Raw genomic sequence first — 22,969 nt, forward strand, 5'->3', positions numbered from 1 at the left:
TTTTCGTGATTTGTATAAAGACTAACTTAGTCATTATAGATATTATCACGTTTTAAAACATCTATTTCTTCAGGACTAATTTTCGCAATCATATAACGTTTAATATCTACGATCTTCATCTCATCAAGGATGTCAACAAGATCTTTTTGTGTAGACATATCACTAGGTCTGATAATCACGATTACATCTTTTCCGCCCGCAACACGAGGAACGTAAGCTTTTTTCTCAATTAAAACCTTGCGTATACCATCAGCGCCGAATCCTGCAACCGTAGGACCTTCTATAGGTGCTTTAACCTGTCCGTAATACCAAGAAACTTTGTTGTCAGATCCTAATAAAACAGTTACCGAACGATTATCTGCTGTTAATACTTCAGATTGCTCATCTTTAACTTTATTTTTATCAGGCATCGCAACATCCATTGCTTGTGGTTTATTTAAAGACGTAGTTAGCATGAAGAAAGTAATCAATAAGAACGCTAAATCAACCATGGCTGTCAAATCGACTTTACCACCGTTTTTCTTTGATCTTACTTTACCACCTTTTCCGCCCTTACCACTGTCTTGATTTAATTCTGCCATTTATGTCTTTTTATTAAATCAACACTATTTATCTTCAGCACGTAAACCAGTAATAAAACTGAATTTATTTTGCTTTTGATTACGTAATGTTTCGATTACCGCATTAATTGAAGGATACTTTTCTGCACCATCAGCTTTAATAGCAATTTTTAACGGTCCTGGATCAACAAAATCTTTGTTACTTTCCTTTTCCTTATTCAATTCTGCTGCAGCTAAACGTGCCGTTTGTACCCACTGGTATAATTCATTTGATAATGTTTCTGTACTATCAACTGGTATACCATTTTGAACCCCTTTTTCAAGACGCTTGCTTGGTTCCATTCCCAATACTTGCTTAATAGCTTTCATTGGAGCGCCAACATTTTCCATCAACGCAAATTGGTCGTAATCTTGTTGAGAAAACTGAACACCATATCTGGAAGACATTTTCTCTAAAGTTTTAACCCTAACATCACGATCTGTAGCGCCAAAGAATACTTTACCTTTATCTCCAATGGTAATGATACCAACATTAGAGTCTGGTAATTTATCTTTCGTCGTAGATGCTGGCGTATCTACCGGAAATGCTTCCGGTTGTTTTGCCGTTGATGTCATTACGAAGAATGAAAGAAGCAAGAATGATACGTCACACATCGCGGTCATATCAATGGAGGTACTGGCTCTTTTTACTTTTGCTTTACCCATTTTTAAACTTCTTTATAAATTAATTATTCAATCTCTTACTATATGATGCATTTGAAATTCATATTCCATAAAATAAAATTTCAAAAATCATATATTTTACTATTTGTGGTTCGCAGCGTACGTTTGTACGATAGAGAATCCAGCTTCGTCGATTGAATAAGTTAATTTATCAATTTTTGCAGTCAAGATATTGTACATTACAATCGCAATTGTAGAAGTACCGATACCTGTTGCTGTATTGATTAAGGCCTCAGAGATACCATTTGCTAATTTAGCAGAGTCAGGAGTACCACCAGTTGCTAACGCACTGAAGGCCTTGATCATACCTGTTACTGTACCTAATAAACCTGTTAATGTACCGATAGAAACTAATGTAGCGATTACGTTTAAGTTTTTCTCTAACATTGGCATTTCTAATGCTGTAGTTTCTTCGATTTCTTTTTGAATTGCAATTGTAGCTTTTTCTGTATCTACTGCAGTATCAGCTGAAACTGCTTTGTATTTTACTAAACCAGCTTTGATTACGTTTGCAACAGAACCTTTTTGTTTGTCACACTCAGCAATAGCTGAATCTAAATTGCCACCGTTAATTAATACTTGTACTTTTCTTACGAAATTACCAACATTCCCTGTTCCAGAAGCTTTTCCAATTACGATGAAACGCTCGATAGAGAATACCCATACCATAAAGAATAAACCTAATAAAACTGGTACTACAGCACCTGCGTGATAAACCATTCCTAAATAGTTACCTGGTAAAGGTTGGTTTTCTGGATTATTATCAATAAAGTTTGAAGGACTACCCATCACAAATTTCCATAAAAGGTAACCGAGAATGAAACAAATGATAATTGCAGCTTGTGCAAAGAAAGAACCTGAATTATTGCTCTCTTGTTTTGCAGCAGGACTTGTTTTAGGTGCGTTTGCCATTTTTCTAATTTTTTAGTTTTTTACTGTTGTTAAATATAATATGTTTTTTTTAATTATATGCTTTTCTAAGTATTCGTTTTAAAATTTGTCAAGCAAATATAGTCTTTTATGCCATATTTAAAATCTTAAAGCGAAATAAATTAGAAATATAAAAGAGACTTTAATTTCCCTTTACAATTTCTTAATATTCAGTTATCACCTCAGCGGTTCCGACTAGAATTTATGTGCTTCGCATCGTTTATCAGGAGAAAGCAATAAATTTTTTACAATGAAAATCATTTTTTTTTTGATATGCAAGAAAACAAACGATTTAATTTCAAATTCAAGTAACCGCTCACTCACCACCTTCTAACCTATCAACCCTCTTTAAACAATGCTAAAACGATTATTAATAATTAATTTACAGATGGTTACAAGGAATATAGCCGCTTAAGTGCATTCTTTTTAGATCTAAATAATACCATATTACCCACCTACCAATTTCACTTTGTATCCTTCTGAAAGTAACAACTCTGAAATTTTCTGTTTAAAATCTCCTTGAATCACGATTTGAGCATCTTTGGCACTACCACCAACTCCGCACTTCTGTTTTAAAAATTTCGCCAACATCTCCAGATCTTCTTGCTTACCTCTAAATCCACTAACCAAAGTCACGACCTTACCTTTTCGCATTTTACGATCCAATTGAACTTTAAGCTGTTGTTGCTGATTAGGAAGTGTTTCTAGATCTTCTAATAATTCAGAAAATTGATATTCAAAACTGTTGTCTGTTGAATATACAACGCCTTCATACTGTTGTTTCTTATTTTTACTCATAACTTTATTTAACAAATAACTTTTAAAGCCTTCGAAATAATACCGATATTCAGGCAATTACCCAAGTCAACTGGCTCACCATCAATATGTACGACAGATTTATCTGCCGTCTCGATCATAATATTTTTACCTGGTATTATTTCTACATAATCTGACTGGTCAGCCGATTTATTGAATAAGTGAAACAACATTTTTGGTAAAATATACATTGGAAATTGATGGACAATACACACATCTAATATCCCATCATTAACTGATGCCTGCGGTGCGATGTAGGCATTATTACCATATTGAGGTGAATTAGCAACAGAAATCATAAAAGCTTTACGCTCATATTCCTTACCATCAATGCTCAATCGATATTCACATGGCTTGTATTTACTTAGTACATTGATCGCTGATTTTAAATAGCCCAAAGGTCCTCGAATATTCTCATTAGCAAAATTTTCACTGACGGATGCATCAAAACCTAATCCAGCGATATTAAAGAATTTTCTATCGTTAATGGTACCACAATCCACTTCGACAAATTCAAATCTATTAATACGACGAATTGCAGCAGTTTCATTTAACGGTATACCCAAATATAATGCAAGACCATTGCCCGAACCCTCCGGCACAATACCCAACGGGATACCACTCTCCGCTAGCGCAGAACCCAATTCGTTAATGGTTCCATCTCCCCCTACTGCGATCACCGCATCATACTGTTCTTCAATAGCACGCAAACCGATTTCATACGCATGATTTGCATAAGAAGTCTCTTGAAATGTAGGATCAAACTTTTGTAAATCAAGCACATCTAACACCTGCTTCTTAAATGATGTCTTATGCTTACCTCCCGAAATCGGATTGATAACAAACAGTATCTGTTTACGTTCTCCCATAAATCAAATATACAGTTATTCGCTAATTTCTTAAAACAATGTCAAAATTCTTAATTAAGATCCATTTGATCCATCAATTTAAAACTATTATACAAGAAATCTTTAATCTTAACAGAAAGTATTGTAGTTTTGTGTCGACAATAAAAAAATGTGGATTGATTTGCGTAGTTTATTCTTAATGAGAATATAACAGGAGATTGCAACCACAGTAAAAAAGTGCTAAAACCATCATATAGCAAGGCTATTTAGTACTTTTCTATTGAAAACCTCTCCAACGCAAATCCTTATTATATAAATAAAAAAGGTAATATGGCTTACTTATTTACGTCCGAATCTGTTTCAGAAGGACATCCAGACAAAATTGCTGATCAAATTTCAGATGCGCTGATCGACAATTTTTTAGCTTGGGACGAAGATGCACGCGTTGCAATCGAAACTTTAGTAACAACTGGACAAGTTGTTCTTGCTGGGGAAGTGAAATCAAAAATATATTTAGACGTTCAAAAGATAACCCGTTCAGTAATCGAACGTATTGGTTATACGAAATCTGAATATATGTTTGAAGCAAATTCTTGTGGCGTACTATCAGCAATCCATGAACAGTCTGCCGATATTAATCAGGGTGTAGATCGTAAAGCAAAGCAAGATCAAGGAGCTGGTGACCAAGGAATTATGTTTGGATACGCTAGCAATGAAACAGACAACTATATGCCTCTCGCTTTGGATCTATCGCATCGATTACTGTATGAATTAGCCGTACTGCGTCGTGAAAATAAAGAAATCACCTATCTACGTCCAGATGCCAAGTCACAAGTAACCTTAGAATATACAGAAGATCACAAACCTGCTCGTATTGATACCATCGTAATCTCAACACAACACGATGACTTTTCGACAGAAGAAGAAATGCGTGACCAAATTACTGCTGACATTAAGAATATTTTAATACCAAGAGTCAAAGCTCAATTAAAACCGGAGTTGCAGAGTTTATTTAATGATGAAATCAAATTTCACATTAATCCAACAGGAAAATTTGTCATTGGTGGTCCCCATGGAGATACAGGTTTAACTGGTCGTAAAATTATTGTAGATACTTATGGAGGTAAAGGCGCACATGGGGGCGGAGCTTTCTCTGGTAAAGATCCTTCTAAAGTTGATCGCTCGGCAGCATATGCAACTCGTCATATTGCCAAAAATTTAGTTGCAGCAGGCATTGCAGATGAGATATTAGTTCAAATTTCATATGCTATTGGCGTAAAAGACCCTATGGGTATTTACGTAAATACCTATGGTACAGCCAAAGTGAATTTAAATGATAGTCAAATTGCATCAAAAATAACCGAGATCTTTGACATGACTCCTTACGGAATTGAAACTCGGTTAGGTTTAAGAAATCCGATATACTCTGAGACAGCTGCCTACGGTCACATGGGTAGAACTCCTAAAAAGGTTACCAAAGAATTTGAAAACTCAAATGGAGATAAAAAAGTAGTCGAAGTAGAGCTATTTACTTGGGAAAAATTAGATTATGTTGATCAAGTAAAGACGTCATTTGGTCTATAATTAAAAAATATATCATAAAAAAAGGAAGTCAAAATGACTTCCTTTTTTTATGATAGTTAAACCGATACCTTATTAAGTATATTATTCGGCAATGCTAGCTGCTGATGTTTGAACTTGACGATTTACCTTTTTCACTAATCCTTGCAATACATTACCAGGACCAACTTCTACAAAAGCCTCTGCACCATCATGGAGCATATTTTGAACAGTTTGCGTCCAACGCACAGCCCCTGTCAATTGTGCAATCAGGTTCTTCTTAATTGTTTCAGCATCTGTATAAGAGCTTGCATCTACATTTTGATAAATTGGACAAATAGGTGTTTTTATCTCAACAGCTTCAATAGCCGCCTGCAGCTCAACCTTAGCCGGCTCCATCAATGGCGAGTGAAAGGCACCACCAACGTTTAATTTCAATGCGCGCTTCGCACCAGCTTCTGTCAATAAAGCACAAGCCTTATCCACTCCAGAAATTGATCCAGAAATCACCAATTGACCCGGACAATTATAATTTGCGGCCACAACCACATCATCTACTTTTGAACAAATCTCTTCCACAAAAGCATCTTCAAGACCTAAAATCGCAGCCATAGTGGAAGGTTCAAGTTCACATGCCCGTTGCATCGCATTTGCGCGCTGAGAAACTAATTTCAAGCCATCTTCAAAAGACAGTGCACCTGCAGATACTAATGCAGAGAACTCTCCTAAAGAATGACCTGCCACCATATCGGGTTTAAATTGGTCTCCTAAAGCTTTAGCTAAAATGACAGAATGCAAAAAAATAGCGGGCTGAGTTACATTTGTTTGTTTTAATTGATCATCAGTTCCTGTAAACATGATATCTGTAATGCGAAACCCCAAGATATCATTTGCTTTTTCAAATAAAGCTTTCGTTTCATCATTTAAGTTATACAAGTCTTGACCCATTCCTACGAATTGAGCTCCTTGACCAGGAAATACATATGCTGTTTTCATATTTAAAATTATCTATTCTAATAAACAAACTTAGAGAAATTGTATTTTATATACAATGAAATTGAATTGAATATCAAATACAATAAAAACCACCCGGCCATTTAAAAATATTTAAACAAATGATTTACAAGCAATAACAAATCATCTTTTATCTTTAAATTCTTAAAAAAGCAACATCATAATACATGAAAAACTAATCTTCAGGTACAAAACTTAGCGATGTCATATTCGTAGGATCCAAAATATCTCTCGATATTTCCAGTAATTCTACAGCTGTGATTGTTTTTATCTTTTCAATGATAACATCCAATTCTATGATACGATTATAATCCATCACATTTTTTGCGGCCGCAATAATCATACTCATTCTATTTTCTTCAGATAGTGCGATTTGACCGATAAATTTACGTTTGGCTTTTTGGAGCTGTCCAGATGTCATCTCTCTGTCGCATAATTTATTGAGTTCTTTAAAAACTAATTTTTTAGCCTTTTCTATTTTCTCTTCATCCGTTCCAAGATATATACTAAATAGGCCTGAGTCAGAAAACATCGTATAGTTCGATTCAATAGTATAGGCGATACCATGTTTTTCACGAATAGAAAGATTCAATATCGAACTCATTCCCATTCCCCCTAACATATTATTAAGCAGTAATAAGCCTGTCTTACGATCATCACGGAAACTATAAGCATGAGCCCCCAACATATAATGTACCTGATTGATTGGTTTTGGAGACTCCACATGACTGACTAATACAGGAACCACGTCATTTCGTTCTCTTTGAATTTTATTTTCAGCAACGGGCGCAAATATTTTATTAGCCAATCGCTCCACCTGCTTTAGCGTATAATCTCCCGTAATCGAGATTACGATTTCGTTTGTGTCGTAATTGGATTGAATAAAATCATGAATATCATTTTTTGTAAGGGCTAACAATTGCTCTTCAAGTCCTAGTATATTGTGTCCCAAACCCGATTTCTCAAATAAAAGATCCTCAAAATCATCTACGATCGATTCTTCAGGACTATCCAAGTAAGAAGCCATTTCATCTACAATAACTGACTTCTCTTTCTCTAATTCCTCCTCTGGAAAAGTCGAATGAAAAAATATATCTTCAAACAAGTCCAATGCTCTATCCAAATAGGGTGTCAAAAAAGAAGCGTGCACACAGGTATATTCTTTAGTTGTATAGGCATTCAGATCTCCACCAACAGCTTCCAAGTGATTCAAAATTTGGTTCGTGCTTCTACGTTCAGTTCTTTTAAAAAGGAGGTGCTCAATAAAATGTGCAACACCAAATTTACCTTCTTTTTCATCTCTCGAGCCAGCATTGATCAACATGCAGGCATGTGTAATCGGTAAATTTTGTGGTTGAAAAACCACACGAATACCATTGGATAAGCGTATTATTTCGTATTCCATATATTAATTTGGAGATTCTATTTTAATTATTCTTAATGCTGTATCGCATTATATTTCTGGGGTGAAAATCAAACCCTTGACTTTCATACAGTTTTTGCGCAGGTAAATTATGAGACTCAACCTCTAATAATACCAGTTTACATCCTTGCTCTTGAACATAATCCTTGACAAACTCAACAGCTTTTCTCCCTACGCCTTTACCTCTAGCATCAGCATTGAGAAATAACTCGTCCAACAAAGCTACCCTTCCCTTAAATTCAAAGCTAAAGAAATAAACAACAATAATATAACCAAGCACTAAATCATTTTCTTTAATTAGCCAAGACTGACCCAAGTTTTGATCATCAAGAAAAGTTTTAAAATTTTCTCGACTTACAGCAGGATCCATATCATATCCATCAATGGCATAGAAATCTTTCATCATGGAAACAATGGTATCGATATTTTCAAATGTTAATTTTTCAAATGTGAGCATAGTGCATTTGTTTACAGGCAAAAATAACTAAATAAAAACAGCCCTATTCTATAACATTGGAAAAATGACGTGGATGGGATATAGCATAAAAAAAATGGTCCTGATATTGCTATCAGAACCATTTAATCCACTTATTTTTCGGTAGATAGGTGGTAAGATTACATGCGAGGCAGACGCATTCCACCAGGGCCTCCGCCATCTCCTGTTGGGGAACCCAACGCAAATTTTTGAAATTTATAGGTAAATAACAACATAAAATACCTTCCCAAACGATTGGTACGACTATCGATAACCATCGACTCACTTACAGTTCTAGAAATATTAGTCTGCTCATTTAACAGATCAAATGCTTGTAAACGTATCGTTCCACGTTGCCCTTTTAAAAACTTTTGTTCCACATAAGTATTGATAATAAACGGATTGGAATTAATCCCATCACCATAGCCCTGATTAAACTGTTTCGATAGATCGGCTCCAAAGATGGTGGTAGGCGTGATATTAACAGATCCGATTAAAGTAGGTGTCCAAGATGAAATATTTGTCGTTCTATTTGTTAAAGAGTTTTTAGTATGGTTATACTGATATCTAACGCCCGGATTGAGTTCAAAATTTTCGGAAGGATTATATCTGAACATTAAACCCTGATTAAACACAATATTGTTAGATATATTTTTCAATCCAATATTGTCCAAACTATCTGTTGAAGAATAGCCTATTCTTTTGTTGTAAGAAACACCCCCCATCAGCATGATATTGTAAGTCTTTTCTTTCAACGATTTGCCGTAATGATAAAAAGAACTGATGCCAAAAGGATGATCATCTGATTCGTTTAAATAACGTGTTTCTGAAATTAAAGTCGTATCAACCCCGCCAGTATTATTATTTTGTAAACGACCTAAATATGACTTATTAAGGCTCACAATTTTATTATTGGCCAAATTTGCATTTAAAAAAGCAAAGAAGTTATTTCCCTTCTGAAAATCATTTTTGCGAAACCTAATATTCAATTGATGATTAAATTCTGGACTTAGGTCTGCATTTCCCATCACAATGCTCGTGCGATTAGTACTCATATCAAAGGGTAATATTTGCGTAACAGATGGTTCTGTTGTTGAACCGCTATAATTTAAGGAAATATTTGATTGGCGTGAAAATTTGTATTCAAATCGTGCAATAGGCATCCAGTTTAAATTATTACGATGAATAGGTACCAATAGATCGGAACTCAATGCATTACCACGCAATTGGGAAGGTTGCGCAGCAGCACCAATGGAATAAGTTACCTTGTCACCATTATACAAGTAATTAGCTCCGACTTTATGCGTAGTGAAAGAATAATCATAATTATAATCAAAGTTTAACTTCGGATCATTAGCAATTGGATTTTCATCACGATCAAATCCCTGTTGCAGATTTGAATTATCGTATTTATTCTTATTGAAATCATATGTAAATTCTAATCTTCCTTTCTCAGATAAAGGTTCTGTATAATTCAACGAGCCACCAGCATTCCAACTTTTATTACTTGCTTCTTGAATTGTTTTCTCATAAATCGAATTTAAAGAAGCATTGGCATTATTTGGATCTTCTAACAAACGTTGTAATATGGCATTCTGATCTTTATCAGTTTTAGCATTATTATAATTCATATTCAAGAAGATATTTCGACCACGATCACTTAGCTTCCTATTATACAAGCCGCTAATACCATATCGAGGAGCAGTTGATTGTGTGAAAATATTTTGATCTTGTGAATTATTAAACTCTCCATTTCTAAAAGTAATAGAATTTGTCAACGAGCTTGCATCCCCCTCGTCAAATCCAAATTGAGGAGAGATCTTGATGTAATCCTTAGCTGAAGGTTTCCATTCTAGATTTGCTTCAAAACGATGACTCCCGCCAATCGTATTTGCATTTGATTTTATACTATCATCTTGAATTATTCCTCTCAAGGTATTTTCTTGGAATTGTTCAGACAAAGTGACATTATTACTATGACTATAACTATAGCTACCATATACAGTCAATTTATCAGAAAAGTCTTTTCTCGCATTCAGTCCAATTGATCCCAATTTTGTAAGACCATCAGATCCACCAAACATACCTCCTCCACGACGTCCTCCGCCACCTTGCTGACGACGAGCGCCACCACCAGTGGTGCTAAAATCAAATAATGGCGCGTTCGTGTTATTTAGATTACCTAAGACGGAAATCTGCTCTCCTTCCCTCATGCCCATCCACATACCGGTAGCTTGATAACGATCTTCCGTACCATATCCAGCACGTAAAGTGGCCATTTGACCTTTATTATATTTCGGATCAATTTGAATATTCAACACTTTCTCCGAATCACCATTTTTATTACCTGTTATATTCGCCATATCACCGTAATCATCGACAATTTGCATTTTTTCGATGATATTGGCAGGCAAGTTTTGAGTAGCCGTCTTCACATCTCCACCAAAAAAATCTTTCCCATTAATACGAACGCGCTTTACAGACTCACCTTGCGCAGTCACATTGCCATCTTTATCCACGTCGACTCCTTGCAATTTCTTTAAAGCATCTTCAGCAACAGAACCATCACGCAACTTTAAGTCTTTCATGGTATACTCTAAAGTATCCCCTTTGACAACAACAGTAGGGACACCATCAATAACAACCTCTTGCAACAACTCTGACGACTGTTGTAAAGTGAAACTTGGAATGATATATTTAGTTTCTCCCAAAGGAAAGGTAAACTCTTGTTCAAACCTTTGAAACCCCAAATTTGAAACCGATATTTTAAACTTATCTGCTTTTACATTATTAAAAATAAATATTCCAGCGATCGAAGAACTTGTAACTAGCGAATCCTGATCGGAAATCAACTTTACTGACGCTCCAGCGACAACACGGATCTTGTCATCTTTCAACATACCCTGCACAGTCTTCGTTTGCGCTTGAACTCCCCAGCTCAATAGCATACTCCAAAATAATAGGAAAGTAACCCTCATCATATTCTTCTTTTTTGTGATCATCATATATACTTTAACAGCAAAAGCCAATTATTTAAATCATAAAACACGTTTTTAAACTTCCTTTCATAAAAGATTTTTATTTCTTCTTTTCCACTTAACTTTTAAAACGAGCTTTTCTCTCGAAACAATCTATCTACAAATTGCTGCAAGGAAATATGCATTAAAATAATTATACAAATGACGAGAATAGTATTGTTAATAAATGTAAATCCCGAATTTTAACACAATAGTTACAATAAAGCCTCTGCGATACAGATCATAACAATTGCCATTAAATAATAGGGAGAGGCAGAATAGATCCTAATCAATGAGGGCAATATTTATGGGGTAAAACACACCCTTATTTTTCACATTACCCTCACAAAATCGAACTATAATAATTTTCAAGCAACAAAATCATAGGCCAAAATATAGGATACCGGACTAGGGCTATTTGATAATATATTGTATTTTTGTCTCTTAAAAAATACAAAAGATGCTATTATCGTACTTTCAAGATGAACTTATAGAAGCGGGTTGTGATGAAGCAGGGAGAGGCTGTCTAGCAGGACCCGTCTTTGCTGCCGCAGTGATTTTCCCCAAAGATTATCATCATGAGCTCTTAAATGATTCCAAGCAGCTGAGTGCAAAAAAAAGAATGCAATTGCGCAGTATTATTGAACAAGAAGCAATTGCATATGCAGTAGCAAGTGTATCTGCTGAAGAAATTGATCGGATCAATATTCACAATGCATCCTATGTCGCTATGCATCGCGCATTGGATCAATTAAAATTAAAAGCCGAGTATATCTTAGTTGACGGTAATAAGTTTATCCCTTATCAGCAAGTCCCACATAATTGTATTGTCAAAGGAGACGGCAAGTATTTATCTATTGCAGCGGCATCCATCCTAGCCAAAACCTATCGTGATGATTATATGGATTATATTGCAAAGGATTATCCAGAATATGATTGGTTAAATAATAAGGGCTATCCTACAGTCAAACACAGAAGCGCAGTACTACTAAGAGGAATAACACCGCATCATAGAAAAACCTTTAGAATAACTGATCCGCAGCTCAAGCTATTCTAAAGGTTTGACACAAAATATATCGAAAGCAATAACCTATTAGGTTGTTGCTTTTTTCGTTTTATCGTTTTTTACAGAATAATAAACTGCAGCAACTAAACCTAAGCCTAAGATTATTGACGCAATTAAAGTTAACATACCTCCAAGCTTATGAGATTCAGGATCAAATATAAATTCTACTTTATGATTTCCACCTGGTAATTGTAAAGCTCTCAAAATATAATCGGCACGGATGATTGGAACTTCTTTACCATCAACGAAAGCTTTCCAGCCTTTCTCATAATATACTTCGGAGAATACAGCAAATGCTTCAGTAGGAGTAGAATACTCATACACCATTTTATCAGGATGATACGATGTCAATTTGATCGATGCATTTACAGGCACACCCAGACGTTGACCATTGAATTTATCTTTAAACTCTTCGCTAACGAAAGCTTCTTTGGAAGGATTGAAGCTGCTGATTGCTTGCATTTCCTGAGCATTGTCCTTAACGAAAGTTACCTGATCGACAAACCATGCATTACCAGCAGCAGAGCTTCTGCGTTGAATACGCTGGCCCTTTTGCTCATCACCAGTAATGACGTAACGAACATTAAACATATCCAATACGTCTTCATTGACTGCTCCATTAAATTGATTTTCCAAAATCTCCTGAAAACGCATCAATTTTGCCGCATGATAACCTCCCAAAGATTTATGATAATAAGACGCACGCGCATCTGAAAATGGATTGGTAGTTAGATCAATCACCCTATAACTCAAATCTTTATCCATACGGATCAATTGATCTACTTCTCGTTCCTGAAATGCTTGGCTTGTAACCAAACGTTTCTCCATAAAAGATTTATCGTTTAAAAAACGCTTATCAACGCTCCATAGATCAAAAAGAAAAATAACAGCTAGTCCAATGATTAATACATTTGCGGAAAGCTTTTTCTTAATATAAAACCAAATCGCTAAAAAAGTAATCAGAACTATAGCAAAAGAACGGTATGCATCGGCACTTGCTACTGCAGAACGATCTTTGATCAAGCTATTTGCCCATTGATTAGCAGCATTTTGATCACCAACTTGCTGAGTCAAACTCTCGATCAATTGCGCATGATCTTTATTTTTAAAGCTTAAAAATAAATCAGGAACAAACGCGACAAGTAAACAAATCACGCCAACACCGATAAAAGTATATAATACTTTTTTATCCAATTTTTCAATTTTATCTGCCTTTGTGATCAGCTCATTCAATGTTAATACAGCCATTAGCGGAATCAAGATTGCTGCAATAACCAGAATCGATTCCACTGCCCTGAACTTATTGTACATCGGGAAGTAGTCAAAGAATAAGTCTGAAACTAAAGTAAAGTTCTTTCCAAAAGACAGCAATAAAATCAATACTGTTGTTGTCAAGATCCACCACTTTAATCTATTATTGACAATCACTAGACCCAAGATAAATAAAAACAATACCCCAGCACCAAAATACCATGGTCCAGATGTAAACGGTTTATCCCCCCAATAGACAGGCATTCGACTAGCAATCTCCGCAGCCTGAACGTTGGTCATTCCCTGTGCCCCAAAAGTAGACATCAAAAATTTAGCGACATTTGATTTTTCATCCAAGACGCCACTTGATCCGCCTCCATAGGCATTCGGAATTAAAAATGTCAATGTCTCTCCAACACCTTGGCTCCATTCGTAAGCATATTGTTTATCCAACCCCTTTTCTTTCGAAGCATCTACCTTAGTTATATTGGCATGACCACGCGTACTTAATTTACTATATTCATAGGTTGGAATTAAAATAGAAGCATTCACCATAACCGCAACAATCACTGCAGCCAATTGTAAACCTGAAGCTATAAAAAATTCTTTGACTTTTTTATCACGAATCGCATATACCAATGCAAAGATGACATACACCATCAATGCAATAAGCATATAATAGGTCATTTGTAAGTGGTTGACACGAATTTCAAGAGCCATAAATAAGGCTAATAACACAGGTCCCCATAATCGGCTTCCTCTAAAACACATGATCACAGCTCCAATAACGGGAGGAATAAAGGCGATAGCATAAGCTTTAGTGACGTGTCCCGCTTCGATATAAATAAAATTATAAGAAGTAAACGCAATAGCAATAGCACCCAATGCTGCCAGCCAAGGGCGAACACGTAAGACACTCAATAGAAAATAACCGCCCAATAAATAAAATAAAACGATATCAATGGGTTGTGGAAAAACGGTTTTAACAGCCGCTAGAATATAAGTTCCTATATTATTTTCACTTGCTGACCAAATCTGATAGGTCGGCATACCTCCAAACATCGAATTTGTCCACAAAGGTGCTTTGCCATCCTGTGCTTTATAGTCGAACATTTCTTTCTGTGCACCTTGAGCTTGCACGACATCACTTTGTGCCAAGGTCTGACCCTGCCACACTGGAGTAAAATAAAAGAATACAAGCGCTACAAAAATCGCTATAACGATCAGATGTGCTGAATTTTCTTTAAACCAATTTTTCATCTATATTATTAGGTTATTAAAACTTACGAAAACCAAAAATATACATTTGATTTTACAATTTATATTATTTTCCAAACCCACTACTTATTTAATCTATTCACCTTTTTGAATAAGCTTATTAATATTGGACAATTCGCCAAAAAGAACCAATATATCGCCTTCTTCCAGCAAAGTTTCTGAAGTTGCTATTCCAGATGCCTCTTTCACCTCCTTCTTTTTGATATGATCTTTGGTCTCCGTTATCTTTAGCGTTGTCATAACGATAACCTTAAATAGATTAGTAAGATTAGCTTCGCGAAGGGTCATACCAATATATCTTGCTGGAACCTTAGTTTCAATAATACTATATTTATCCGATACCTTAAACGAATCCACGATATCAATATTATCCAAACGCATAGCCAGTCTTTTCTGCAGCCTCTTCTTCTGGCATGATATACTCGCCGATTTCCATAGCCTCAAGTACCGTTTTCTGCAGATCAGATACAATTCGTCCAATAATCCGCTTTACTTTTAATTGCTTCATTAAAGCCACAGTCAATAAAGATGCACCTTCATCCTCACCTATTGCAACAATAACCGCATGACAATCTTTTAATGGTAAAGAAGAAACAGCTTCTCGGTCCGTTGTATCTAAACAAACAGTATGTGTCACTTTATCCTTCAATTGTTCCACTATAATTAGACTCTTATCCGCTCCAATCACTTCATGTCCCAATTCGGTCAAATGTACAGCAAGTGATCGGCCGAAATGCCCAAGTCCCAAAACAATATATTTCATATCAATCTGATTAATAGAGTATCTTTTCCTCAGGAAAAGTATAATTCCTCCGTGTTATATTCTTAATAAAAGCAACTAATAAAGTCAAAGTGCCCACCCGACCAACAAACATGGTCACCATCACAATAAATTTCCCTGCAACACTTAAAGATGGCGTAATTCCCAAACTAAGTCCGCAAGTCGTATACGCTGATACCGATTCAAACAATAATGCTTTAAAACTCTTATCCGGATCCGAAAACACCAAGAGCATAAAACTAATACCTATTGTAAATAAGGATAATAAAATAATGGCAAAGGCCTTATGAACCGATTCACTCGCTATACGCCTTTTAAAAAGCTCAATATGCTCCTTTCCTCTAGCTAAGGCTATGATATTCATAATGGATACAGCTATGGTCGTTACTTTCACACCTCCACCTGTAGAACCTGGTGAGGCTCCAACCCACATCAGCAGAATGATGAGTAAAACTGTCGGCATGGATATAAACGATAAATCAACACTATTATATCCCGCAGAACGAGAAGCATTCGCCATAAAAAATGAAGTCACCCATTCTCCAACCTGCCCATGTTCCAACGAAAGTGTTTTATTTTTTTCTAATAAAAAGAAGAATACCGTTGCAACGACAATAATAATAGCATTACACAGTAGAACTAACTTAGAATTGAAACTAAAATTCCAGGCCTTGTGCTTATAATTTCTCTTTGTAATAAGACGATGGTACCAATACACGGTAGAATCCTTAACATAAGAATATATATTCAATACAATTCCAAAGCCCAATCCTCCAAGTATAAATAAAACAGATAAAGCCAACTGGAAATTATAATTGTATTTATAGCCATCGTTCGTTATTCCGTTTGTTAATATGGAAAATCCAGCATTACAAAAAGAAGATATAGAATGAAAAATAGCAAAAAAAACTTGATTTCCTAGAGATGGAAAAAGAGTTGCGTCTAATGTGCTAAAAATTAATAATGCACCAAGAAGCTCAAATAATAAGGTTATAAAAATAATAGTTAATAGTGTTTTGACAACGGAACCCACTTTATTTTCACCAAGGATTTCCCCAAACATCAATTGATTCTTAAAAGAAAATCCACCAGAAAAAAAATAACCAAAAAATCCCGTGAACGTCATGATGCCCAATCCACCAATCTGTATTAAAACGAGGATAATAGTTTGTCCAAAAAAGAGAAAAGTTAGTCGAAATATCAGTTACCGATAATCCAGTAATACACACCGCACTTGTCGCCATAAATAAGGCATCTATAAAACTTAGAGGAGCTTGCAATGTTGTCCTAGGCAGCATCAATAAAACCGTACCTATTAAAATCAATGCGAAAAAACTGATCACAAATAAAATCGTAGGATTAAAATAGAAATTATCAAAAAATAAAGTACTCTTAGATAATTCTGTAATAAACACAAGATATATTCCTAAATAAATCCACTGATCTTTTCCAAATAAATCCACAGCGGGAATACTTGCAAATCGTGCAATGATAATCACGGTGAAATAAGTCAATATGACTAAACCCGAATAATGTTCTACTTCAATTTTCTTTAATGCAAAAATAGACGACGCTGTACGAAGCCCCGTCATGATAAATAAAGCGTAGAACATCACATGAATGATACGATCTAGGAGATCTGCTAATTCAGGATCTCGCACGTATCCTACATTAAAAATAACAGCAAAAGCACAGATCATGCTGACATACAACATAATCTGATCCACAACGCCGTTTTTATATTTAAAGACGAACTTTAAAAAACTCAATATTGACCCCATCTGTCACAAACATACTCATAACTTAGGAAAAAGAGCAGCGATCAAATTACAGTGATATTTCACGTGAAACTCATTTGCAATCAATTTGATTTTGTTCTATTTCTCTTTTTTATCTTCGCTGTCTTTATCTTTTTTGAAAAGCTTTGAGACAAAGCTCTTTGTTTTACCAACAACAGTATTTGCCTTTTCAAGAGTATGCTGTGCTCGATCAGCAGAACGCATTAATTTTGCTTCTCTTTGTTTACTCAATCCAACACACTGTTTGATACCATCCAATAGACTTTGCCACAAAGTCTTGAAAAAAGTATGCTCAGGGTGTCTATGCCAATTTACTTTTCCAATAATATATTCTCCCGAAAGGTTGGGATTACTTCCATTTACAAGAAGCTCATTAACCAATAAAGAAACCAGACCTTTCTTTTTATGTTTACCATCTTCTTTCTTTTCTAAAATAGCAACTTTCAGATCATCATAATCAAAGTTAAATTTTCCCCAATTTCTGTGATCAGTTGCTTCCATATCAAACGCTATTTTTTTGATATTACCAGAAGTAATTTCGACATTCAGTAGCGGGCGTAAAATTTGGTTAAATGCAGGAGCTTTCATCGCTCCAACAGTGCCTTTATAAGTATGAAAACCTGTTTTAGATGTCATATCAAATCCAAATAAAACATGCAACCTCCCGCTATTCATCACTTTTGTAATCACATCGACGCGCATCCATTTATTTTTGATCAAACTGGCTACATCATTTGTCATATTACTAATCGTTGCATAGCTGTTATCAAATGTGATCTTCCCGACTTGATTATATTTTTCACTCAGCTCTGAATAACTTATATCAGCATTCTGAACTAATACTGTATCTATTGCCATATGCGTCTTCATATGTAATAAAGCCTGATGAGGAGATCTTCCAATTTTATTCAACGGAGTGGATTTATAATGCTTATCCGAGTAAATATCCAATCGACCATTTTTTAATTGTGCCTTTGCCGCATATATTTTCTTATTGCGGATCAAATCGTTAAAATCGAAAGATTCGAAACGCACTGTGTCAAACTTCATCACAATATAACTCCCCCCCTTTCCTTTTGCTTTATAAAAGTCAGCTTTATTCAAAAGTGGTTGATAGGCGACCTTTGTCAATAAGATATTGCGTTCTTTTGTATTGATCTTTAACTTATCAAAGTTTATTTTATAAAAGCCATCCGATGTTTTATAAGTAAAACCAGGAACTTCTATATCAACCATTTTCGTGTGGTAAAATCGACTCACATCTAATATTGATGTAGAGTCTACCAATACATCTTGGATCTTTATATTGACTTTTTTTAATTCAAAATCTTGATAGATATTTTTTTGGAGTTGAGAATATTTAAAATTAACCCCATTCAATGCTATTCCAGATATTTGAATTCTTTTTAAGGTATTTTTAATTTTATCATATAACGGTTTTTTGACTTCGGTAGATGCAGTATCATTGTATGAGTGATATTCATTGATCATATGGATAATTGGCGTATCCAATACAACATTTTTGAGATAAAGCTCCTTATTCATGAGCATATCTTTAATCGAGAAATTTCGAAATTTTAATTTACTCACTTCGATTTGAAAGCGATTATCCGGCGCTTTTTTAACACTCTCTAATTGTCTATACACATTACTATCTGCCCTAAGCACAAGATTACTAACCGTAACATTTCCTAAAGCCAGATTAATATCTAAATCATCATAATCAACAGTATACAAGCTATCTGTTGAAGCGACCACAAGTTCTTTAAATTTTTGGTCCAATAGAGGCTTCCAGTGTACACTAAAATACCAAACGACACCGCCAAGCATTATTAACAGCGTCACAACGATGCCGATAACCCATTTCCAAACTGTCTTCATTAAAATGCTCTCCTTATCTTAGTGTAAATTATTTGGTTATTTTAAACTTAAACAAAACAACTTATTGATACTTTTGTTTGATTTTCAATAAAATCATATTCATAACGATTCATTCATGAAGAAAAAATCCATGGCATTTTCCAAAATAAAAATATTCTTATGCGCTGCATTTAGCATAATATTACTCATTTCCTGTCAAAAAAAAGAGCATTCTGTAGGATTTTATTACTGGAAAACAATTTATAAACCTGACACCATATCTCAAAAAATAGTCCAAGAGTTGAAATCCGATGCCCTGTTCGTACGTGTTATGGATATTGATTTTACAGATAATGGAATTGAACCCACACCCATATCACCTATTTCTTTTGAACAAACTGTGGATCAAAATCAGGAGCTTATTCCAGTAGTATTTATTAACCAAAGAATATTTACAGAGCTCGATAGTCTAGAGATAAGAGGACTTGCCCATAAAATGATACCTTTTATAGCTGCAAAAGTAAAGCAAGGAGGAAAAGACGCGTTCAAGGAACTCCAAATAGACTGTGATTGGACAAAAAGTTCAAGAGATAAATTTTTTTATTTACTCGAATTCTTACAAACAATTCCAGAACTAAATGAAGTGACAGTAACATCAACTTTGCGACTCCACCAAGTGAAAAATATTCAAACAAATGGTGTCCCTCCTGTTAAAAAAGCAACACTTATGTGCTATAATATGGGCAACTTGAGACAATTTGGTGATCATAACTCCATTTTAAATCAGCAGGATTTAACAACCTATTTAAGTGGTACATTAAAAAACTATCCGTTACAATTAGACATCGCTTTACCACTTTTTGATTGGTATGTCGCGTTCCGTGATCAACAGTACATCGGAATATCCAAGTATATTGACCAATCAGATTTTCAGGATAATGGCCTTTTTACAAGAAATCCAAAAACTGAATTATATATTCTAAACCAAGATCTACAAAAAGCCAATCTTAAAAAAGGAGATGTGATCCGTCATGAATTTGTTACTAAAGAGCAATTGATAGCGACAGCAAAATTTTTAAAGAAAGAACTTCAAGGAAAAGAGAACAGAATTATATTTTATCATTTAGCACCAGAAGTAATATCCAATTATAGTTATGCAGATTTACAAGAAGTCATTGCTGCTTTTTAGCACAACACTTTCCCTATATTTTAGTGAGATTGCGATTAATATCGCTTGCGGTCCTGAGATGGATCCATACGACAATCAACAAACCTATTTTCTCCCCAATTTGGAGGACAATAGCTATTCAGCCTTTCAGTTTATCCCTTATCAATTTCTCTATACCGAACAAGAACCTGTTTCTGAAGCGATGGTCAACGTGGCAGACTGGATTGATCACCTTGGCAGCCAAGTCAAAACTGAGGATGTGTACGCTCTTATGTATCAATACAACGCAGAAACAATACAGATTTTTAAAAAAAATGATTCCTTAAAAAATCTACCTGATTCGCTACAAAATAACACCTTTGTTCAGAGCTTACTACTTCCAAAAAATAAGTCGGAACGGGATTATTTCATCTTTACAAAAGATCAAGAACCTATTACTAATATAGCTCAGGATCCATGGAGTCCAGATGAACGTAATTTTGATAAAATAAATCAATTTGCAGTAGAAGCTGAAAGTAAAATTTCTAACGACAAAGACAATCACTTCATCGCACTGCGCTATGCATATCAGGCTGCAAGGTTATTTCTTTTTGCAAAAGAATATGAAAAAAGTATGATGGTTTATGAGAAATACATAGCACGCTCAAAGTCAAAATCTCCTATCCTAGGATGGGCTCTATCCAATTATGCCGGCGCTACCAGAAAAAATGGCGATCCAGTAAAAGCAGCTTTCTTATTTTCTAAAGTTTTTACACAATCACCCGAAAGAAGAATATTAGCTTATAACAACTTCCATTATATTCAGACTACAGACTCCGAAATATTAGCACATGCAAAAACTAAAGCCGACAAGTTCAATATCAATGCAATTATTGGTTTTAATAACAGCAATATCAACTTAACATATCTTAAAAACTGTTATCAACTAGACCCAGCAAATACGATTAATGCTGTACTCCTAACGCGCGAAGTCAATAAAATTGAAAACTATTTCATCAAACCCAATACACTAGGTCGCAGTAGCACAAATGGGTATAATGATGGACAAAAACAAGATATTCAAAAACACCTCCAAGATGTTAGAGCACTTGCTATCTCACTCTATAAAGATAAAAAATATGTTCAACCACAATTAGGATTAATCACAGCAGCTTATTTAAGCTGGCTTAATGCAGAAAATGATTTAGCAAAGAACTACATCAAAAAGGTAGATATTAAATCTCTGAATGAAAATCTTAAAGATCAATTACGAATAACAGATATGTTAACCCAATTGAAAGACTGGGAAGCGAATAAAACATTAAATGAAAATCAGTTGATCTCAACCTTAAAGTGGCTACAAGAAAAGGCACGTAAAGAAAATAAATCTGAAAATTCAAGTTATTGGAATGCATTTGAAAATAGCTCTTACAGCCTCATTGCTAAAAATATCATACAAAATATCGTTGTCAATCAATATCTGATTAAAGGAGATACTGCTCTAGCAAGCCTGGCTGCAGTAAAAGGTGATACTTTTTATCACTATGGTCATGTGAATGATACACTTGAAAATAATATGCAATATAGCACTATCCAGTTTTGGCAAGACAATTTAACTCCACAAATATTGCTAAGAATTCAGGAATATATTTTAACGCCTGATAAACCATCAAAAATGGTTCAATTTTTACTAGAAGATATCAAAAAAATAAATAAGAATTATTTAACCGAATTGATCGGTACCGCCTATTTGAGAGAATTAGATTTTAAGAATGCTGTAAAAACATTAAAAAGACTACCTGGTACATATAAATCCAAAGAATATAGCAATTGGTATACAGACCAGACAATAGCTCCAGATCCATTTATTACGACGATCAATGACTATCCAAAAAGAATTGGAACTTCTGGTATGACTAAACTCGAGTACGCAGCACGTATGTTAAAGTACCAGTCTTTAATAAATGAAGAAAAAAATAATAGTAAAAAAGCAGATTATTATTTTCATTTAGCAAATGGCATTTACCAAACAAGTACTTACGGCAATGCATGGTCTCTCGTATCTTACCAATGGTCATCGTATGACAATAATGCCAGACCAAGTCAATATTGGGAACGAAACTACACACAAACTAAAACTGCCAAAGAATGGTACTTAAAAGCCCGAGAGTTGGGTTCAACTCCCGAATTCAAAGCGAAGTGTACATTTATGTTAGCAAAATGTGAGCAAAAAGAATTTGAATTAAAAGATGATATGCGATGGACCTATTACGAAAGTAGTCATGACAATCCATTTTATCAATTTGCAATCCAAAACAAATACTTTCATCAACTAAAAAATCAATATCAAAAGACTGTTTTTTATCAAACAGCAGTCCGAGAATGTACTTATTTACAAGATTTTATTTCAAAAAATTAATA

At 34.8% G+C, this 22,969-nt stretch carries 19 protein-coding genes; 4 read left to right on the forward strand and 15 right to left on the reverse strand.

All coding sequences use genetic code 11. The features are described 5' to 3' along the window. Positions 1-26: 26 nt before the first annotated feature. From AC06G9_RS22000 to AC06G9_RS22020, 5 genes are all read right to left on the reverse strand, one after another. Positions 27-581: an ExbD/TolR family protein gene (locus AC06G9_RS22000; protein ID WP_045753763.1), complete on the reverse strand. Its 555-nt coding sequence runs from the start codon at positions 579-581 to the stop codon at positions 27-29. A gap of 24 nt (positions 582-605) precedes the next feature. Next, entirely contained in the window at positions 606-1,265 is a 660-nt protein-coding gene (locus AC06G9_RS22005; RefSeq protein ID WP_045753764.1) for an ExbD/TolR family protein, read from the reverse strand. Between the two features lie 99 nt (positions 1,266-1,364). After that, positions 1,365-2,195, reverse strand: a complete 831-nt coding sequence (locus AC06G9_RS22010) for a MotA/TolQ/ExbB proton channel family protein (protein WP_094771701.1) — start codon at positions 2,193-2,195, stop codon at positions 1,365-1,367. Between the two features lie 465 nt (positions 2,196-2,660). Continuing rightward, entirely contained in the window at positions 2,661-3,011 is a 351-nt protein-coding gene (locus tag AC06G9_RS22015) for a translation initiation factor (RefSeq protein WP_045754005.1), read from the reverse strand. A gap of 8 nt (positions 3,012-3,019) precedes the next feature. Then, the gene (locus AC06G9_RS22020) at positions 3,020-3,898 is read right to left on the reverse strand and encodes a diacylglycerol/lipid kinase family protein (protein WP_045754006.1); all 879 of its coding nucleotides are present in this window, start codon (positions 3,896-3,898) and stop codon (positions 3,020-3,022) included. A 309-nt stretch (positions 3,899-4,207) separates the two neighbouring features. Here AC06G9_RS22020 and metK point away from each other — a divergent pair, with 309 nt between their 5' ends. Beyond that, on the forward strand, positions 4,208-5,461 hold the full coding sequence (gene metK, locus AC06G9_RS22025; protein WP_045754007.1) for a methionine adenosyltransferase: 1,254 nt from the start codon (positions 4,208-4,210) through the stop codon (positions 5,459-5,461). 81 nt (positions 5,462-5,542) lie between these two features. Here metK and fabD read toward each other — a convergent pair whose 3' ends face one another. The 4 genes from fabD to AC06G9_RS22045 all read right to left on the reverse strand — a co-directional run bounded on the left by fabD (position 5,543) and on the right by AC06G9_RS22045 (position 11,354). Further along, complete coding sequence (gene fabD, locus AC06G9_RS22030) at positions 5,543-6,433, reverse strand: ACP S-malonyltransferase (RefSeq protein WP_480957246.1); 891 nt, start codon at positions 6,431-6,433, stop codon at positions 5,543-5,545. A gap of 193 nt (positions 6,434-6,626) precedes the next feature. Beyond that, positions 6,627-7,856 carry a M16 family metallopeptidase gene (locus tag AC06G9_RS22035; protein ID WP_045754009.1) on the reverse strand — a complete coding sequence of 410 codons (1,230 nt, stop codon included), beginning with the start codon at positions 7,854-7,856 and terminating at the stop codon, positions 6,627-6,629. A 22-nt stretch (positions 7,857-7,878) separates the two neighbouring features. Beyond that, positions 7,879-8,331, reverse strand: coding sequence for a GNAT family N-acetyltransferase (locus AC06G9_RS22040; RefSeq protein ID WP_480957247.1), 453 nt, complete (start codon positions 8,329-8,331; stop codon positions 7,879-7,881). A gap of 158 nt (positions 8,332-8,489) precedes the next feature. Beyond that, a complete protein-coding gene (locus AC06G9_RS22045; protein ID WP_480957248.1) occupies positions 8,490-11,354 on the reverse strand; it encodes an outer membrane beta-barrel protein in 2,865 nt (954 codons plus the stop codon). Between the two features lie 472 nt (positions 11,355-11,826). On the opposite strand from AC06G9_RS22045, the gene AC06G9_RS22050 reads away from it, so the two are divergent. Beyond that, positions 11,827-12,423, forward strand: a complete 597-nt coding sequence (locus tag AC06G9_RS22050) for a ribonuclease HII (protein WP_248755170.1) — start codon at positions 11,827-11,829, stop codon at positions 12,421-12,423. A 36-nt stretch (positions 12,424-12,459) separates the two neighbouring features. On the opposite strand, the gene AC06G9_RS22055 is transcribed toward AC06G9_RS22050, so the two are convergent. The 6 genes from AC06G9_RS22055 to AC06G9_RS22080 form a co-directional block, all read right to left on the reverse strand. Further along, entirely contained in the window at positions 12,460-14,943 is a 2,484-nt protein-coding gene (locus AC06G9_RS22055; protein WP_248755169.1) for a YfhO family protein, read from the reverse strand. A gap of 93 nt (positions 14,944-15,036) precedes the next feature. Beyond that, positions 15,037-15,342 (reverse strand): TrkA C-terminal domain-containing protein, encoded by a 306-nt coding sequence (locus tag AC06G9_RS22060; protein WP_480957249.1) that lies wholly within the window; start codon positions 15,340-15,342, stop codon positions 15,037-15,039. After that, positions 15,329-15,724: a potassium channel family protein gene (locus AC06G9_RS22065; protein WP_480957250.1), complete on the reverse strand. Its 396-nt coding sequence runs from the start codon at positions 15,722-15,724 to the stop codon at positions 15,329-15,331. Before AC06G9_RS22065 ends, AC06G9_RS22060 begins: the two co-directional genes overlap by 14 nt. A gap of 10 nt (positions 15,725-15,734) precedes the next feature. Then, complete coding sequence (locus AC06G9_RS22070) at positions 15,735-16,868, reverse strand: TrkH family potassium uptake protein (RefSeq protein WP_480957251.1); 1,134 nt, start codon at positions 16,866-16,868, stop codon at positions 15,735-15,737. Continuing rightward, positions 16,816-17,469, reverse strand: a complete 654-nt coding sequence (locus tag AC06G9_RS22075; RefSeq protein ID WP_480957252.1) for a hypothetical protein — start codon at positions 17,467-17,469, stop codon at positions 16,816-16,818. The genes AC06G9_RS22070 and AC06G9_RS22075 overlap by 53 nt, the downstream gene beginning before the upstream one ends. 150 nt (positions 17,470-17,619) lie before the next feature. Beyond that, the gene (locus tag AC06G9_RS22080) at positions 17,620-19,422 is read right to left on the reverse strand and encodes a hypothetical protein (RefSeq protein ID WP_480957253.1); all 1,803 of its coding nucleotides are present in this window, start codon (positions 19,420-19,422) and stop codon (positions 17,620-17,622) included. A 115-nt stretch (positions 19,423-19,537) separates the two neighbouring features. Here AC06G9_RS22080 and AC06G9_RS22085 point away from each other — a divergent pair, with 115 nt between their 5' ends. Next, a complete protein-coding gene (locus AC06G9_RS22085) occupies positions 19,538-20,590 on the forward strand; it encodes a hypothetical protein (protein ID WP_480957254.1) in 1,053 nt (350 codons plus the stop codon). Next, complete coding sequence (locus AC06G9_RS22090; RefSeq protein ID WP_480957255.1) at positions 20,556-22,967, forward strand: hypothetical protein; 2,412 nt, start codon at positions 20,556-20,558, stop codon at positions 22,965-22,967. The genes AC06G9_RS22085 and AC06G9_RS22090 overlap by 35 nt, the downstream gene beginning before the upstream one ends. Positions 22,968-22,969 lie beyond the last annotated feature (2 nt).

It is taken from the genome of Sphingobacterium sp. MAE, from assembly GCF_056711605.1.

Bases quoted from the DNA above. Each gene is read 5' to 3' on its own strand.
- AC06G9_RS22050 (WP_248755170.1), top strand. From the start codon at position 11,827: ATGCTATTATCGTACTTTCAAGATGAACTTATAGAAGCGGGTTGTGAT.
- AC06G9_RS22080 (WP_480957253.1), bottom strand. From the start codon at position 19,422: ATGAAGACAGTTTGGAAATGGGTTATCGGCATCGTTGTGACGCTGTTA.
- AC06G9_RS22045 (WP_480957248.1), bottom strand. From the start codon at position 11,354: ATGATGATCACAAAAAAGAAGAATATGATGAGGGTTACTTTCCTATTA.
- AC06G9_RS22060 (WP_480957249.1), bottom strand. From the start codon at position 15,342: ATGCGTTTGGATAATATTGATATCGTGGATTCGTTTAAGGTATCGGAT.
- AC06G9_RS22015 (WP_045754005.1), bottom strand. From the start codon at position 3,011: ATGAGTAAAAATAAGAAACAACAGTATGAAGGCGTTGTATATTCAACA.
- AC06G9_RS22005 (WP_045753764.1), bottom strand. From the start codon at position 1,265: ATGGGTAAAGCAAAAGTAAAAAGAGCCAGTACCTCCATTGATATGACC.
- AC06G9_RS22035 (WP_045754009.1), bottom strand. From the start codon at position 7,856: ATGGAATACGAAATAATACGCTTATCCAATGGTATTCGTGTGGTTTTT.
- AC06G9_RS22065 (WP_480957250.1), bottom strand. From the start codon at position 15,724: ATGAAATATATTGTTTTGGGACTTGGGCATTTCGGCCGATCACTTGCT.
- metK (WP_045754007.1), top strand. From the start codon at position 4,208: ATGGCTTACTTATTTACGTCCGAATCTGTTTCAGAAGGACATCCAGAC.
- AC06G9_RS22020 (WP_045754006.1), bottom strand. From the start codon at position 3,898: ATGGGAGAACGTAAACAGATACTGTTTGTTATCAATCCGATTTCGGGA.
- AC06G9_RS22055 (WP_248755169.1), bottom strand. From the start codon at position 14,943: ATGAAAAATTGGTTTAAAGAAAATTCAGCACATCTGATCGTTATAGCG.
- AC06G9_RS22085 (WP_480957254.1), top strand. From the start codon at position 19,538: ATGAAGAAAAAATCCATGGCATTTTCCAAAATAAAAATATTCTTATGC.
- AC06G9_RS22090 (WP_480957255.1), top strand. From the start codon at position 20,556: ATGCAGATTTACAAGAAGTCATTGCTGCTTTTTAGCACAACACTTTCC.
- fabD (WP_480957246.1), bottom strand. From the start codon at position 6,433: ATGAAAACAGCATATGTATTTCCTGGTCAAGGAGCTCAATTCGTAGGA.
- AC06G9_RS22000 (WP_045753763.1), bottom strand. From the start codon at position 581: ATGGCAGAATTAAATCAAGACAGTGGTAAGGGCGGAAAAGGTGGTAAA.
- AC06G9_RS22070 (WP_480957251.1), bottom strand. From the start codon at position 16,868: ATGACGTTCACGGGATTTTTTGGTTATTTTTTTTCTGGTGGATTTTCT.
- AC06G9_RS22040 (WP_480957247.1), bottom strand. From the start codon at position 8,331: ATGCTCACATTTGAAAAATTAACATTTGAAAATATCGATACCATTGTT.
- AC06G9_RS22010 (WP_094771701.1), bottom strand. From the start codon at position 2,195: ATGGCAAACGCACCTAAAACAAGTCCTGCTGCAAAACAAGAGAGCAAT.